We start from the raw sequence: 13,948 nt of genomic DNA on the forward strand, positions 1-13,948 counted from the left end.
ACGCCCGGTTACATTCCGAACCCGGAAGCTAAGCCTCACAGCGCCGATGGTACTGCAGGGGGGACCCTGTGGGAGAGTAGGACGCCGCCGAACAATCTTTGGAGGACCTCTGGTCCCAGCGACTCGCTGGGACCAGAGGTCCTTTTTTGCTTTTCCGAAGCGCGCCGGGTACCCGGCTGCGCGAGAATGACTTGCGGTACCGATGACAGGAGTCACCATGTCCACCAACTCTCCCGACGAGCGACCGGAGCGCGATCAGCGCCGCCGGGACAGTGGTGACCGCGGCGGCTACCGCGGGGGTCCGCGCCGCGACAACGACCGGCGTGACGACCGCCCCAGTGCTGCTCCGCGCCGCGACGACGACCGCGGTGGGTTCCGTCGGGACGACAACCGTGGTGGTGGCGGCGGTTTCCGTCGCGACGACAACCGTCGTGACGACAACCGTGGCGGTGGCGGTTTCCGTGGCCGTGACGACCGGCGTGAGGGCGACCGGGGCGGTCGCCCGCCGTTCCGCCGTGACGATCGGCCCACCAGTGGTCCGCGTCGCGACGACCGTGACCGTGGGGTCCGTCGGGACGGGGACCGACCGGCGTTCCGCCGTGACGACCGTCCCACCAGTGGCCCGCGTCGCGACGACCGCCCCAGCAGTGGCCCGCGTCGCGAGGACGACCGCGGTGGGTTCCGTCGGGACGACAACCGTGGTGGTGGCGGCGGTTTCCGGCGCGACGACCGCAGTGACTTCCGCCGTGATGACCGGCGTGACGATCGCCGGGGTGACGACCGCGGTGGGTTCCGTCGCGACGATCGCCGTGACGACCGTCGCGACAGCGGCGACCGCGGTGGCTTCCGCCGTGATGACCGCGGTGACTTCCGGCGTGACGATCGCCGGGGTGACGACCGTGGCGGGTTCCGTCGTGATGGAGACCGTCCGCCGTTCCGCCGTGACGACCGCCCCAGCAGCGGCCCCCGTCGCGACGACCGCCCCAGCAGTGGTCCCCGTCGCGACGACCGCCCCAGCAGTGGTCCCCGTCGCGACGACGACCGCGGTGGATTCCGGCGCGATGACCGCCGTGACGACCGTCGTGACAGTGGTGACCGCGGTGGGTTCCGTCGGGACGACCGGCGCGATGACCGTCGTGACAGTGGTGACCGTGGCGGTTTCCGTCGGGACGACAACCGTGGTGGTGGCGGCGGTTTCCGGCGCGACGACCGCAGTGACTTCCGCCGTGACGACCGCCGCGACGACCGTCGTGAGGGCGACCGTCCGGCCTTCCGTCGCGACGACAGGCGGGACGACCGGCGCGATGACCGTCGGGACGACAGCCGTGGCGGCGGTGGTTTCCACGCCCGCGACGACCGGGGTCGCGACGACCGCGGACGTGGTGGCCCCCGTCGTGACGACCGGGGTGGCCGCGCCGGTGGCACCGGTGGCTTCCGGGGCCGTGACGACCGCCGGGGCGACGACCGGCGCGGTGGCGGCTTCCGTGGCCGCGACGAGCGCGACCGGGACCGTGAGCCGATCAAGCGGCTGCCGATCCCCGATGACGTCACGGGTGAGGAGATCGACGCGGACGTACGGCAGGAGCTCCAGAGCCTGCCGAAGGGGCTCGCGGAGGACGTCTCCAGGAACCTGGTGATGGTCGCCCGGCTCATCGACGAGGACCCCGAGGGCGCGTACGCGTACTCGAAGATCGCCCTGCGGCTGGCGTCGCGTGTGGCCGCCGTACGCGAGGCGGCCGGGTTCGCCGCGTACGCGAACCAGAAGTACAGCGAGGCGCTCGCCGAGTTCCGGGCGGCGCGCCGTATGACCGGGAACGTGGACCTGTGGCCCGTCATGGCGGACTGTGAGCGCGGCCTGGGCCGGCCCGAGAAGGCGTTGGACATGGCGGGTGCGCCCGAGGTGCACAAGCTGGACAAGGCCGGTCAGGTCGAGATGCGGCTCGTGGCGGCCGGCGCCCGGCGCGACATGGGGCAGCTCGACGCCGCCATCGTGACGCTCCAGAGCCCGGAGCTCGCCTCGAACTCCGTACAGCCCTGGACGGCGCGACTGCGTTACGCCTACGCCGACGCGCTGCTGGCCGCCGGTCGTGAGGGCGAGGCGCGCGAGTGGTTCGCGAAGGCCGTCGAGTCCGACAAGGACGGCAGCACGGACGCCTCCGACCGGCTCGCCGAGCTGGACGGCGTCGAGTTCGTCGACGCGTTCGTCGAGGACGAGGACGAGGACGACGTCGTCGAGGCCGCGGCGGACGCGGACGCGGAGGTCGACACCGAGGCCGACACCGAGGTCGACACCGAGGACGACGGCGAGGACGACGGCGAGGACGACATCGTCGAGGCCGAGCAGACCAAGCCCGTCGTCGAGGCCGACGACGATGCTCCGCGCGGCTGACGTACAGCGGTTGTCGTAGGACATGGGCGGCGGGATTCCGGAAGGGATCTCGCCGCCCATGGCGTTTCAGCCCCTGTTTTCGCCGGGGTGGCTCAGAAGGGCAGCGCCCGCAGTACCAGCCCCGAAGCCGGCTTCGGGCCGAACGACGTCGACTTGCGGGGCATCGTGACGCCCTGGCGGGCGAGGTCGCGTACGACCTCCTCGCGGACCGGGTGCATGAGGACGGCCGTACCGCCGTCGCGCTCCGCCTTGTCCACCGTGGCGGCCGTGTCGTGGATGTACGCGATGTGGGCGGGCGAGTCCTCGGGGATGTCCCAGATGTGGGCCAGGAGAGTGGCGTGCAGGACGGTGGCGTCCAGGGTGCGCCAGGCCTCGGGGCGGTCCGCCGGGACCGTACGGGCGAGGAGGTCCGGGGACGGGCGGTCGACCAGGTGGAACGAGCCGTCGCCCGCGAGGAGGAAGGCGTTGCCCTCGGCGGCGGCCGCGGCGAGGGCCTCCAGGGCCTCAGGGAGTGGAACGTCGAGGTGACGTACACGGAACGCGTCCGTGAGGGCGCTCAGCGCCTCCGCGACCGGCAGATTGTGCAGCAGGCGGTGGATCGCGCGGACCCGGAGCGGATAGCGCGCGGTGTCCACCAGGAGCACGAGACCGTAGTCCCAGGGGCTGGGTGAGGGGTGCTCGGTGCGCAGCCGCAGGTACGTCGCCCAGCGGTGGTGGCCGTCCGCGATGAGGGCCTGGTGCCGGCCGAGATCCGTCTGGATCTCGGCCAGGTCGGCCGGGTCGGTGATGGCCCACAGACGGTGGCTGAAACCGTCCTCCGTGGTCGTCGAGAGCAGCGGGTCGCCCTCCGCGGTGCGCTCGATGACGGCGGCCGTGCCGACCCGGGAGCCGTTGCCGCGGTAGGTCAGCAGGAGCGGTTCGAGGTTGGCCGAGGTGGCGCGCATCAGGGCCGCGCGGTCCGCGATGATGTGCGGCATGACGTCCTCGTGCGGGAGGACGACGCCGGCGGACGGCTCCGACAGGCGCAGGGCGCCGATGATGCCGCGTTGCAGCATGCCGTCGTCGTGCTGCTCGTAGACGTACAGGCCCGGCTCGGGGTCGGCGGCCAGGACGCCTTCGGACACCCAGTCGTGCAGGGTGTCCGCCGCCTGGCGGTTGCGGGCGGTCGGGGTCGTGTCCTGGGGGAGGATCAGCCGGACGATGTTGTGCGGGTCGGCGGACTCGAGGTGGAGCAGACCGTCCGGCCGGACGATGACGTCGTACGGCGGAGATGTCACGGCGGCGAGGCTGCCGACCCGGTCGGGGTCGTAGCGCAGGCCCCGGAACGGGGTCAGTTCGAGGCCGCTGCGCGCCGGGGTTTCCTCCGCGGGACCTGCATAGTTCATTGAGGCATCGTAAGTGTGCAGACGCTGTACGGGATGATCGGGGGAAAGAGATCGAACGAGGAGCGATGCGTAATGAGCCAGACCGCCAGGACCCGGCCCGAGGCCAGTGAACAGGCGCTGAGCGAGGCCTACGACACGGCTCTGCTCGACCTCGACGGCGTGGTGTACGCGGGCGGCAGCGCGATCGCGCACGCCGTGGCATCACTGGGCACGGCCCGTTCGGGAGGGTTGCATCTCGCGTATGTCACGAACAACGCGCTGCGTACGCCCGATGCGGTGGCGGAGCATCTGAGTGAGCTCGGCATACCGACAGGCGCGGATGACGTCATCACCTCGGCGCAGGCCGTGGCGCGGCTGATCAGCGAGCAGGTGCCCACCGGTGCGCGCGTGCTGGTCATCGGCGGCGACGGACTGCGGGTCGCGCTGCGCGAGCGAGGGCTGGAGCCGGTCGAGTCGGCGGACGACGACCCGGCGGCGGTCGTCCAGGGGTTCGGCGGTCCCGACCTGCCCTGGGGGCGCTTCGCGGAGGCGTCCTACGCCGTCGCGCGCGGGGTGCCGTGGTTCGCGTCCAACACCGACCTGACGATCCCGAGCGCGCGGGGGATCGCTCCAGGGAACGGGGCCGCGGTGGAGGTCGTACGCATCGCCACGGGCGCCGAGCCGCAGGTGGCGGGCAAGCCGTTGCCCCCGATGCACCGCGAGACGATCCTGCGGACCGGGGCGAAGCGGCCGCTGGTGGTCGGCGACCGGCTGGACACGGACATCGAGGGCGCGTTCAACGGCGAGGTGGACTCGCTGCTCGTGCTCACCGGAGTGACGGACGGCGCGCAGCTCCTCGCGGCCCCGCCGCAGCACCGGCCGACGTATGTGGACGCCGATCTGCGCGGGCTGCTCACCGGGCAGCCGGAGGTCATGGAGGAGGGCGACGGGTTTCGCTGCGGCGGCTGGACGGCGCAGGCCGGGAGCGAACGCTTGGAACTCGCGGGCGACGGTGATGCGCTCGACGGGCTGCGGGCGCTGTGCGCGGCGGCGTGGACGGCCGCGGGGGACGGGACGTGCGAGCTGGACGGGGGGAAGGCGCTGGCGCGGCTGGGGCTCTGAAGGCCCCGAGGGCTCGTCGGTGGTGGAGCGTAGTCACCCGGGATCGAAGCGTGAGCGAGGGTAGGCTAACCTAACCACGTGTTGGTCGACAGTGCCCCCGAACAGCGCGCGGAGACCGCCCCCGCGCCCCCGAGCCGTCAGGCGATACGTGCCGTTGGGCTCCTCGTGTCCCTGGCCCTTCTGGTGCTCGTCGCGTTGGCGAGTATCGCGATCGGTGCGAAAGCGCTGCCGCTGGACCAGGTCTGGCACGGTCTGTTCCACGGCACGGGGACATATTCCGACGTCGTGGTGGACGACCGGATCTCGCGTACCGTCCTCGGGCTGCTCGTCGGCGCCGCGCTCGGGCTGTCGGGTGCCGTCCTCCAGGCGCTCACCCGCAATCCGCTGGCCGACCCCGGACTGCTGGGCATCAACGCGGGCGCGTCCGCCGCGGTCGTCACCGCCATCACCTACTTCGGTGTCACGAGCCTGAGCGGCTATGTCTGGTTCGCCTTCTTCGGCGCGGCCGGGGTCGGTGCGCTGGTCTGGTTCCTGGGCGGCAGCCGCGGCGCCACCCCGGTGCGGCTCGCGCTGGCCGGCACGGCGATCAGCGCAGCGCTCTACGGCTATCTGCAGGCCGTGATGATCATGGATGACGCGGCGCTCGGCAAGATGCGCTTCTGGACGGTCGGTTCGCTGGCCTCGGCCACCGACTCGACCATCAAGCAGGTGCTGCCCTTCCTCGTGGTCGGCACGGTCGTCGCGCTGGCGCTGGCCCGGCCCCTGAACGCCATGGCCATGGGCGACGACACCGCTCGCGCGCTCGGCGCCGATCTGAACCGCACCCGTGCGCTGTCCATGGCCGCCGCCACCGTGCTGTGCGGCGCCGCGACCGCGGCCTGCGGGCCGATCGTCTTCGTCGGGCTCATGGTCCCGCACGTGGTCCGCTCCTTCACCGGGCCCGACCTGCGCTGGATCCTGCCGTACGCGACCGTGCTGTCGCCCGTGCTGCTCCTCGGCGCCGATGTCGTGGGGCGGATGGTCGCGCGGCCCGCGGAGCTGCAGGTCGGCATCGTCACCGCGGTCCTCGGCGGGCCGGTCTTCATCTATCTCGTACGACGGCGGAGGACGGCGCAGCTGTGACGACCACACGTACCCGAGCCGTGCGGACGCGCGGCGGTCTCTCCGTCCGGCTCGACGTCCGGGCGTTCACCGTCGTCGTACTGCTGCTGGTGGCCGCGCTCGCCGCGAGCGTGGTGCTGATCGGCACCGGCGACTTCCCGATCCCGGCCGCCGACGTCCTCAAGACGCTCGTCGGCAACGGGAGTGCGGGCCAGGAGTTCATCGTCAACGACCTGCGGCTGCCGCGGGTGCTCGTCGGCCTGCTGGTCGGGGCCTCGCTCGCGCTCGGCGGGGCGCTCTTCCAGTCCATCTCCCGCAACCCGCTGGGCAGCCCGGACGTCCTCGGCCTCGGCCAGGGATCGACGGCCGGGGCGCTCATCATGATCGTGCTGTTCTCGGGCAGTGCGAACCAGGTCGCACTGGGAGCGCTCGTCGGCGGTCTGGTGACCGGGCTCGCCATCCATCTGCTCGCCTGGAAGCGGGGCGTGCACGGATACCGACTGGTCCTGGTCGGTATCGGGGTCTCCGCGATCGTCACGGCGGTCAACGGCTATCTGCTGACCAAGGCGGACATCGTCGACGCGGCCCGTGCGGTCGTCTGGATGACCGGCTCCCTCGACGGCCGTGACTGGGCCCAGGTCCGGCCGCTGCTCGTCCTGTGCGCCGTCCTCGTCCCGCTCGTCCTCGGCAACGCACGCGGGCTGCGCATGATGGAGATGGGCGACGACGTGTCGTACGCCCTCGGAGTGCGTGTCGAGCGCGTACGACTGCTGCTGATGCTGGCCGCTGTGCTGCTCACCGCCGGTGCCACCGCCGCCGCGGGCCCGGTCGGCTTCGTGGCGCTCACCGCGCCGCAGCTCGCCCGGCGGCTGACCCGCTTGCCGGGGCCCAACCTGGTGCCGTCGATGTGCATGGGCGCGACCCTGCTGATCGTCGCGGACTGGGCCTCGCAGCGGGCCTTCGGCGCCGATCAGCTGCCCGTCGGCGTTGTGACGGGGGTCCTGGGCGGGATCTATCTGCTGTGGCTGCTGGTCACCGAGCGCAAGGCGGGCCGGATATGAGCGCCGCGGCGAACAGGAACACCCAGGCGAACGAGAACACCCAGGAGAACAAGAACACTCAAAGGAGCACTGTGAACCGCCTGTCCGCCGACAACGTCACCCTCGGCTACGACCAGCGCGTCATCGCGGAGAAGCTGTCGGTGGAGATCCCCGACAACTCCTTCACCGTGATCGTCGGCCCGAACGCGTGCGGCAAGTCCACACTGCTGCGGGCCCTGTCGCGGATGCTCAAGCCCTCCGAGGGACGGGTGCTGCTCGACGGGCAGGTCATCCAGTCGATGCCCGCGAAGAAGGTGGCCAGGACGCTCGGGCTGCTGCCGCAGTCGTCGATCGCGCCGGACGGGATCACGGTCGGCGACCTGGTCGGCCGGGGCCGCTATCCGCACCAGGGACTGCTGCGCCAGTGGTCGACGGAGGACGAACGGGTCGTACAGGAGTCGATGGCCTCGACCGGCGTCGCCGAACTGGCCGATCGCTATGTCGACGAACTGTCCGGCGGCCAGCGTCAGCGCGTGTGGATCGCGATGGCCCTCGCTCAGCAGACCCCGCTGCTGCTGCTCGACGAGCCGACGACCTACCTCGACATCCAGCACCAGATCGACGTGCTCGACCTGTGCGCCGAACTCCACGAGGAGCAGGGGCGCACCCTGGTCGCCGTCCTGCACGACCTCAATCACGCGGCTCGGTACGCCACCCACCTCATCGCCCTGCGCGAGGGCCGGGTCATCACCGAGGGCGCGCCGAACGACGTCGTCACGGCCGAACTGGTCGAGGAGGTCTTCGGGCTGCGCTGCCAGGTCATCGACGACCCGGAGACGGGGACGCCGCTGGTGGTGCCGGCGGCGCGGAAGGCCCGCGTGAAGGTGGCCGCCGGAGCCGCTAAAGAAGCTTCCTGAGGCGGAACAGGTCGAGCAGGGCCGCCTCCAGTCGCACCCGGCCCGAGCCCCAGGCCTTCGCGAAGTTCAGCTCCCCGCCGACCATGGCGACCAGGTCGTCGCCGGCCATGGCGAGTCTGATCTGGGCTTTCTCGCGGGGCGGCCCTTGGAGGGTGTCGAGCACCTCGATCCGGCCGCCCTTGAGGCGGCCGACGAAGGTGATGTCGAGGTCGGTGATATGGCAGCTGAGCGAGCGGTCCAGGGCCGCCGCCTCGCGTACCGTCCCGTCCGCGCCCGCCATGTTGTCCGAGAGCTTGTCGAGTGCGCTGCGGCACTCCTCAATCGTGGCCATCGCGGTCGACGGTACCGCAGCGCTTCGGGGTAGCGTCGGGGCATGAACGAGTCAGTGCCGGAGGCCGGGACTCCGCAGAGCCCGATGCCGGAGCCGGAGGTTCCGGTCGAGGTCGAACCCGAACTCGAGTACGACCCCGCCGCCCCGGCCCCGCTGGACGTGGACCGCACCCCCACCGGGAACGCCGAGGTCGACGCCCAGCTCGACCGGCTGGGCGACGCCGACCACCTCGCCACGGACGGACATGTCGAGGTGTACGAGGATGTACACGGGGGGCTGCGCGACGCGCTGACCGCGCTCGACGCCCGCCCGGGACCTCCGGTGCCCCCTACACCGTACGACCGCAGGAGCTGAACCCAACGTGGCAGGAGTGGCACGCCGCCGTCTCGACGCCGAGCTGGTCCGCCGGAAGCTCGCCCGCTCGCGCGAGCACGCCGGCCAGCTGATCGCCGCCGGCCGGGTGAGCGTCGGCAAGACCCTCGCGACCAAACCCGCCACCCAGGTGGAGACCGCGGCCGCGATCGTGGTCACCCAGGACAACAGCGACCCCGACTACGTCTCGCGCGGCGGACACAAGCTCGCGGGCGCCCTGGCCGCCTTCGTACCCCAGGGGCTGAAGGTCGAGGGGCGGCGGGCGCTGGACGCCGGAGCGTCCACCGGAGGCTTCACCGACGTACTGCTGCGCGCGGGTGCCTCCCATGTCGTCGCCGTCGACGTCGGCTACGGTCAACTCGCCTGGTCTCTGCAGAGCGATGAACGCGTCACCGTCAAGGACCGTACGAACGTACGCGAGTTGACGTTGGAGGCGATCGATGGGGAGCCCGTGGATCTTGTTGTCGGGGATCTGTCCTTCATCCCGCTCGGCCTGGTGCTGCCCGCCCTCGTGCGGTGCGCGGCGCCCGACGCCGATCTGGTGATGATGGTCAAGCCGCAGTTCGAGGTGGGGAAGGAACGGCTGGGGAGTGGTGGAGTCGTACGCAGTCCGGAACTGCGCGCCGAGGCGGTGCGCGGAGTGGCCCGGCGGGCCGCGGAGCTGGGGCTCGGGGTGAAGGGCGTGACCGCGAGTCCGCTGCCCGGACCCTCGGGCAATGTCGAGTACTTTCTGTGGCTGCGTGCCGGGGCACCCGCACTCGACCCGGCCGACGTTGACCGTGCAGTGGCGGAGGGGCCGCGTTGACACAGAACCGAGCTCGTACTGTTTTCCTGCTGGCCCACACCGGGCGGCCGGCCGCGATCCGCAGCGCCGAACTCGTGGTCCAGGGGCTGCTGCGCTCCGGGATCGGAGTGCGCGTGCTGGAGGCGGAGGCGGCCGATCTGCCGCTGCCGCCCGAGGTGGAGCTGGTGAAGGAAGCCACTCCGCAGTGCCTCGACGGATGCGAACTGCTGATCGTGCTCGGTGGTGACGGCACACTGCTGCGCGGCGCCGAGTTCGCCCGCGCCTCCGGCGTGCCGATGCTCGGCGTCAACCTCGGCAGCGTCGGCTTCCTCGCGGAGGCCGAGCGTGACGACCTCGACAAGGTCGTGGACCGGGTGGTGACCAAGGCGTACGAGGTCGAGGAACGCATGACCGTCGACGTCGTCGTCCACCAGAACGGCGACATCGTGCACACCGACTGGGCGCTGAACGAGGCCGCCGTGCAGAAGGTCTCCGCCGAGAAGCTCCTCGAGGTCATCCTGGAGATCGACGGGCGGCCGGTCACCGGCTTCGGCTGCGACGGCATCGTCTGTGCGACCCCGACCGGGTCCACGGCGTACGCCTTCTCCGCCGGCGGACCCGTCGTCTGGCCCGAGGTCGAGGCGCTGCTCATGGTGCCGATCAGCGCGCACGCGCTGTTCGCCAAGCCGATGGTGACCTCGCCGAACTCGGTGCTCGCGGTGGAGGTGCTACCACACATTCCGCCGGGGGTGCTGTGGTGCGACGGGCGGCGGACGGTGGAGCTGCCGCCGGGGGCGCGGGTGGAGGTTCGGCGGGGGGCCGTGCCGGTGCGGCTGGCCCGGCTGCACCACGCCTCGTTCACCGACCGGCTGGTGGCCAAGTTCGCGTTGCCGGTTTCCGGGTGGCGCGGGGCGCCGCACTGACGCTCCCGCCAGGTCCACTCCCGTGGGTGACAAGGCACCGTTTGTAGGTGCTTGTCACCTGCGGGTTCGCGGCTGCGGGGCGGGGGCCGTCGCACATCCGTGGCTGGACCTCGTAAGGTCGTGTCCGTGTTGGAGGAGATGCGGATACGGTCGCTCGGAGTCATCGACGACGCGGTCGTCGAGCTGTCGCCCGGCTTCACCGCCGTGACCGGTGAGACCGGTGCGGGCAAGACGATGGTGGTCACCAGCCTCGGGCTGCTGCTCGGCGGGCGCGCGGACCCCGCCCTCGTACGGATCGGCGCCAAGAACGCCGTCGTGGAGGGCCGGATCACCGTACCCACGGGCGGTACGGCGATCGTACGGGCCGAGGAGGCGGGCGCCGAGCTCGACGACGGTGCGCTGCTGATCAGCCGTACCGTTTCGGCCGAGGGGCGCTCACGGGCGCACCTGGGCGGCCGTTCCGTCCCGGTGGGCGTGCTCGCCGAGCTCGCCGACGAGCTGGTGGCCGTGCACGGGCAGACCGACCAGCAGGGACTGCTCAAACTGTCCCGGCAGCGGCAGGCGCTCGACCGGTACGCCGGGGACGCGGTCGCCGTGCCGCTCGCCAAGTACGCGGGGGCCTACCGGCGGCTGCGGGCCATCTCGGCCGAGCTGGACGAGATCACCACACGCGCGCGTGAGCGGGCCCAGGAAGCCGACCTGCTGCGCTTCGGACTCGAGGAGATCGCCGCGGTCGAGCCGCGCGCGGGCGAGGACGCGGAACTTTCGGCGGAGGCGGAGCGGCTCGGGCACGCGGAGGCGCTCGCGTCCGCCGCCACGGCCGCCCACGCCGCGCTCGCGGGCAACCCCGAGGATCCCGAGGGCATCGACGCGGCGACGCTCGTCGCGGGCGCGCACCGGGCCCTGGAGGCCGTACGGTCGCACGACTCCGCGCTCGCCGGGCTGTCCGGGCGGATCGGGGAGATCAACATCCTGCTGCGCGACGTGGCGGGGGAGCTGGCCGGGTACGCCGACGACCTCGACGCCGACCCCTTGCGGCTCGCGGCCGTGGAGGAGCGCCGGGCCGCGCTCACCCAGCTGACCCGGAAGTACGGCGAGGACATCGACGCCGTACTCGCGTGGGCCGAGCAGGGCGCCGCGCGGCTCCTCGAACTCGACGGCGACGACGAGCGGATCGGCGAACTGACCGGCGAGCGGGACGCGCTGCGCGCCGAACTGGGCGGGCTTGCGCAGGCGCTGACGGACGCCAGGACCGAGGCCGCCGAACGGTTCGCCGCCGCCGTGACCGCCGAGCTGGCCTCGCTCGCCATGCCGCACGCGCGCGTGTCGTTCGAGATCCGGCAGACCGACGACCCCGAGGGCGTGGAGCTCGGCGGGCGCACCGTCGCGTACGGGCCCGCGGGTGTGGACGAGGTCGAGCTGCTGCTCGCCCCGCATCCCGGGGCGCCGCCGCGGCCCATCGCCAAGGGGGCCTCCGGTGGTGAGCTCTCACGCGTGATGCTCGCGGTGGAGGTCGTCTTCGCGGGGATCGACCCCGTGCCGACGTATCTCTTCGACGAGGTCGACGCCGGTGTGGGTGGCAAGGCCGCGGTCGAGATCGGGCGGCGGTTGGCCAAGCTCGCCAAGAGTGCGCAGGTCGTCGTGGTGACTCATCTGCCGCAGGTCGCCGCGTTCGCCGACCGGCAGCTGCTGGTCGAGAAGACCAACGACGGGTCTGTGACGCGCTCCGGGGTGAAGGTGCTCGAGGGGGAGGAGCGGATCCGGGAGCTGTCCCGGATGCTGGCGGGGCAGGAGGACTCGGAGACGGCCCGGGCGCATGCGGAGGAATTGTTGGCTACGGCTCGGGGTGACGTGTAGTTCCGTCGGTGACGTGTAGTTCCGTCTGCGGGCGGAGGGCCGGCTTTCGCGTCGCTCCGCGACGGGCGCCTTGACCGCTCCGCGGGCCCCTGGACAGGCCTGGCGAGGCAAGGCCCCGGCGCGAGCGCCTCGCCACCGCCCTCGGAGTGGCGCTCGCGACCGCGCGCGTCCACCGCGGAGCCGGGGCCGCGGTCCCGATCGCCGGCGTGTGCGGCGGCGGCCGTGGCCCGACCGTTGAGGTGAGGGCTGGGCAACCCCGACCGTTGAGGTGAGGGTTGGGCAACCCCGACCGTTGAGGTGAGGGTTGGGCAACCCGTCGCGAAGACACGCGACTTATCACTCTTGTGGGTGACAAGTGTCGTCGAGTTGGGCGCTACGCCGCGAGGCTTGCTCCGATGGCGGTCCCGGAACACCCGTGCGGCCTGGCATCCTTGGCGTAGTACGCGGAGCACGACGTGCGGTACACCCCCCTCTGTCCTTCTTTCTGTATGTTCTCCGTGCCCGTCCGACGCCGAACCAGGAGCCCGGCCACGTGAGCAGCCACTCACCGCACGGTCAGTCGCCGCTGCGCACCGTGCAGGTGCTCGGCGGCGGAAGCGCGGGCAGCAGCGCGCATGTGCGGTCGCTGGCCTCGGGGCTCGTCGCCCGGGGCGTGCGGGTCACCGTGTGCGCACCCGCCGAGGCCGACCTCGCCTACGGGTTCAGCGGCGTGGGCGCCCAGCACGTTCCCGTGCCGCGCAGCGGCGATCCGACCGCCGTGGCCGCGTTGCGGGCGGCCTGCGCGGACGCCGACCTCGTGCACGCGCACGGACTGCATGCCGCGCTGCGGGCCGCGCTCGCGCTCAGCGGGCGGCGCACCCCGCTCGTCGTCACCTGGCACACCCGTTCGCACGCGGAGGGGGCGCGGGCACATCTGCTGCGGCTGCTGGAGCGACGGGTCGCCAGGGCCGCGGCGGTGGTGCTGGGCTCCTCGTCCGACCTCGTGGACCGCGCCCGCAGGCGCGGGGCGCGGGACGCCCGGCTTGCTGCCGTCGCGTTCCCGACGCCACGCAAGGCCGTCGAGTACGGGGACCCCGACCGGCTCCGTCACAAGGCGCGGGCCGAACTCGGCTCCACCGACCGCCCGTTGCTCATGGCCGTCGGCTCCCTCGACCGGCACCGCGGATACGACACCCTGCTGGACGCCTCGCGCGCGTGGCGCTCGCTCGACCCCGTGCCGCTCCTGGTGATCGCCGGAGAGGGGCCGCTGCGGGCGGCCCTCCAGCGGCGGATCGAGGACGAGGAGCTGCCGGTCCGGCTCGTCGGGCGGCGCGACGACGTCTCCGAGCTGCTGCTGGCCTCCGATCTCGCGGTGCTGCCGAGCGGTTGGGAGTCCCGTTCCGTGCTCGCCCAGGAGGCCCTGCACGCGCGCGTGCCACTCGTCGCGACCGCCGTCGACGGCATCCCCGAACTGGTCGGCGACGCGGCCGAACTCGTCCCGTGCGCGGACGCCGACGCGCTCGCCGAGGCCGTCGTACGGCTGCTCGGGGACGACGATCGCCGGGAGTTGCTCAAGGAGCGGGGGGTGCGGCAGGCCACGACCTGGCCGACCGAGGACGAGACCGTGGCCCAAGTGCTCAGCGTCTACGACGAGTTGACCCAGACGAGGCCCCTCACCTAGTGCCGCGGCAGGCAACGTTTGCCCGTCAAGGAGCGGCGTCCGGTGCGTGCTCTCGGCGTGCCGGCCGGAAGTCCTCGTACTGGACGTA

12 protein-coding genes, 1 rRNA gene and 1 pseudogene are annotated in these 13,948 nt (G+C 72.2%); 12 read left to right on the forward strand and 2 right to left on the reverse strand.

Going from position 1 to position 13,948, the window contains the following annotated elements:
* The 3 genes and pseudogenes from rrf to ABZ656_RS50850 all read left to right on the forward strand — a co-directional run.
* A 5S ribosomal RNA gene (gene rrf / locus ABZ656_RS50840) occupies window positions 1-93 on the forward strand; the annotation flags it as partial.
* 109 nt (window positions 94-202) lie between these two features.
* Window positions 203-1,246: pseudogene (locus tag ABZ656_RS50845) on the forward strand (hypothetical protein); the annotation flags it as partial.
* A 282-nt stretch (window positions 1,247-1,528) separates the two neighbouring features.
* Window positions 1,529-2,389: a hypothetical protein gene (locus ABZ656_RS50850; RefSeq protein WP_360278554.1), complete on the forward strand. Its 861-nt coding sequence runs from the start codon at window positions 1,529-1,531 to the stop codon at window positions 2,387-2,389.
* Window positions 2,390-2,481: 92 nt separating this feature from the next.
* On the opposite strand, the gene ABZ656_RS50855 is transcribed toward ABZ656_RS50850, so the two are convergent.
* On the reverse strand, window positions 2,482-3,774 hold the full coding sequence (locus ABZ656_RS50855; protein WP_360278533.1) for a DUF1015 domain-containing protein: 1,293 nt from the start codon (window positions 3,772-3,774) through the stop codon (window positions 2,482-2,484).
* A 72-nt stretch (window positions 3,775-3,846) separates the two neighbouring features.
* Between ABZ656_RS50855 and ABZ656_RS50860 the strand changes: the two genes are divergently transcribed.
* From ABZ656_RS50860 to ABZ656_RS50875, 4 genes are all read left to right on the forward strand, one after another.
* Window positions 3,847-4,875, forward strand: a complete 1,029-nt coding sequence (locus ABZ656_RS50860; protein ID WP_360278536.1) for an HAD hydrolase-like protein — start codon at window positions 3,847-3,849, stop codon at window positions 4,873-4,875.
* Between the two features lie 78 nt (window positions 4,876-4,953).
* Complete coding sequence (locus ABZ656_RS50865) at window positions 4,954-5,997, forward strand: iron chelate uptake ABC transporter family permease subunit (RefSeq protein WP_101405955.1); 1,044 nt, start codon at window positions 4,954-4,956, stop codon at window positions 5,995-5,997.
* Window positions 5,994-7,037, forward strand: coding sequence for an iron chelate uptake ABC transporter family permease subunit (locus ABZ656_RS50870; RefSeq protein WP_360278539.1), 1,044 nt, complete (start codon window positions 5,994-5,996; stop codon window positions 7,035-7,037). Before ABZ656_RS50865 ends, ABZ656_RS50870 begins: the two co-directional genes overlap by 4 nt.
* On the forward strand, window positions 7,034-7,933 hold the full coding sequence (locus ABZ656_RS50875; RefSeq protein ID WP_360278542.1) for an ABC transporter ATP-binding protein: 900 nt from the start codon (window positions 7,034-7,036) through the stop codon (window positions 7,931-7,933). Before ABZ656_RS50870 ends, ABZ656_RS50875 begins: the two co-directional genes overlap by 4 nt.
* On the opposite strand, the gene ABZ656_RS50880 is transcribed toward ABZ656_RS50875, so the two are convergent.
* On the reverse strand, window positions 7,917-8,264 hold the full coding sequence (locus ABZ656_RS50880) for an SCP2 sterol-binding domain-containing protein (RefSeq protein ID WP_101405958.1): 348 nt from the start codon (window positions 8,262-8,264) through the stop codon (window positions 7,917-7,919). The two genes, ABZ656_RS50875 and ABZ656_RS50880, sit on opposite strands and share 17 nt — an antisense overlap.
* Window positions 8,265-8,348: 84 nt before the next feature.
* On the opposite strand from ABZ656_RS50880, the gene ABZ656_RS50885 reads away from it, so the two are divergent.
* From ABZ656_RS50885 to ABZ656_RS50905, 5 genes are all read left to right on the forward strand, one after another.
* Entirely contained in the window at window positions 8,349-8,618 is a 270-nt protein-coding gene (locus ABZ656_RS50885; RefSeq protein WP_360278557.1) for a hypothetical protein, read from the forward strand.
* A gap of 7 nt (window positions 8,619-8,625) precedes the next feature.
* Window positions 8,626-9,441, forward strand: a complete 816-nt coding sequence (locus ABZ656_RS50890) for a TlyA family RNA methyltransferase (RefSeq protein WP_360278545.1) — start codon at window positions 8,626-8,628, stop codon at window positions 9,439-9,441.
* Window positions 9,438-10,343, forward strand: coding sequence for an NAD kinase (locus ABZ656_RS50895; protein ID WP_360278548.1), 906 nt, complete (start codon window positions 9,438-9,440; stop codon window positions 10,341-10,343). Before ABZ656_RS50890 ends, ABZ656_RS50895 begins: the two co-directional genes overlap by 4 nt.
* Window positions 10,344-10,481: 138 nt before the next feature.
* The gene (gene recN, locus ABZ656_RS50900) at window positions 10,482-12,200 is read left to right on the forward strand and encodes a DNA repair protein RecN (RefSeq protein ID WP_360278560.1); all 1,719 of its coding nucleotides are present in this window, start codon (window positions 10,482-10,484) and stop codon (window positions 12,198-12,200) included.
* A gap of 532 nt (window positions 12,201-12,732) precedes the next feature.
* Window positions 12,733-13,860 carry a glycosyltransferase family 4 protein gene (locus tag ABZ656_RS50905; RefSeq protein ID WP_360278551.1) on the forward strand — a complete coding sequence of 376 codons (1,128 nt, stop codon included), beginning with the start codon at window positions 12,733-12,735 and terminating at the stop codon, window positions 13,858-13,860.
* Window positions 13,861-13,948: the final 88 nt, after the last annotated feature.

The sequence above is a fragment of the Streptomyces sp. NPDC007095 genome, assembly GCF_040634475.1.
In the GTDB taxonomy this organism is placed as follows: Bacteria; Actinomycetota; Actinomycetes; order Streptomycetales; family Streptomycetaceae; genus Streptomyces.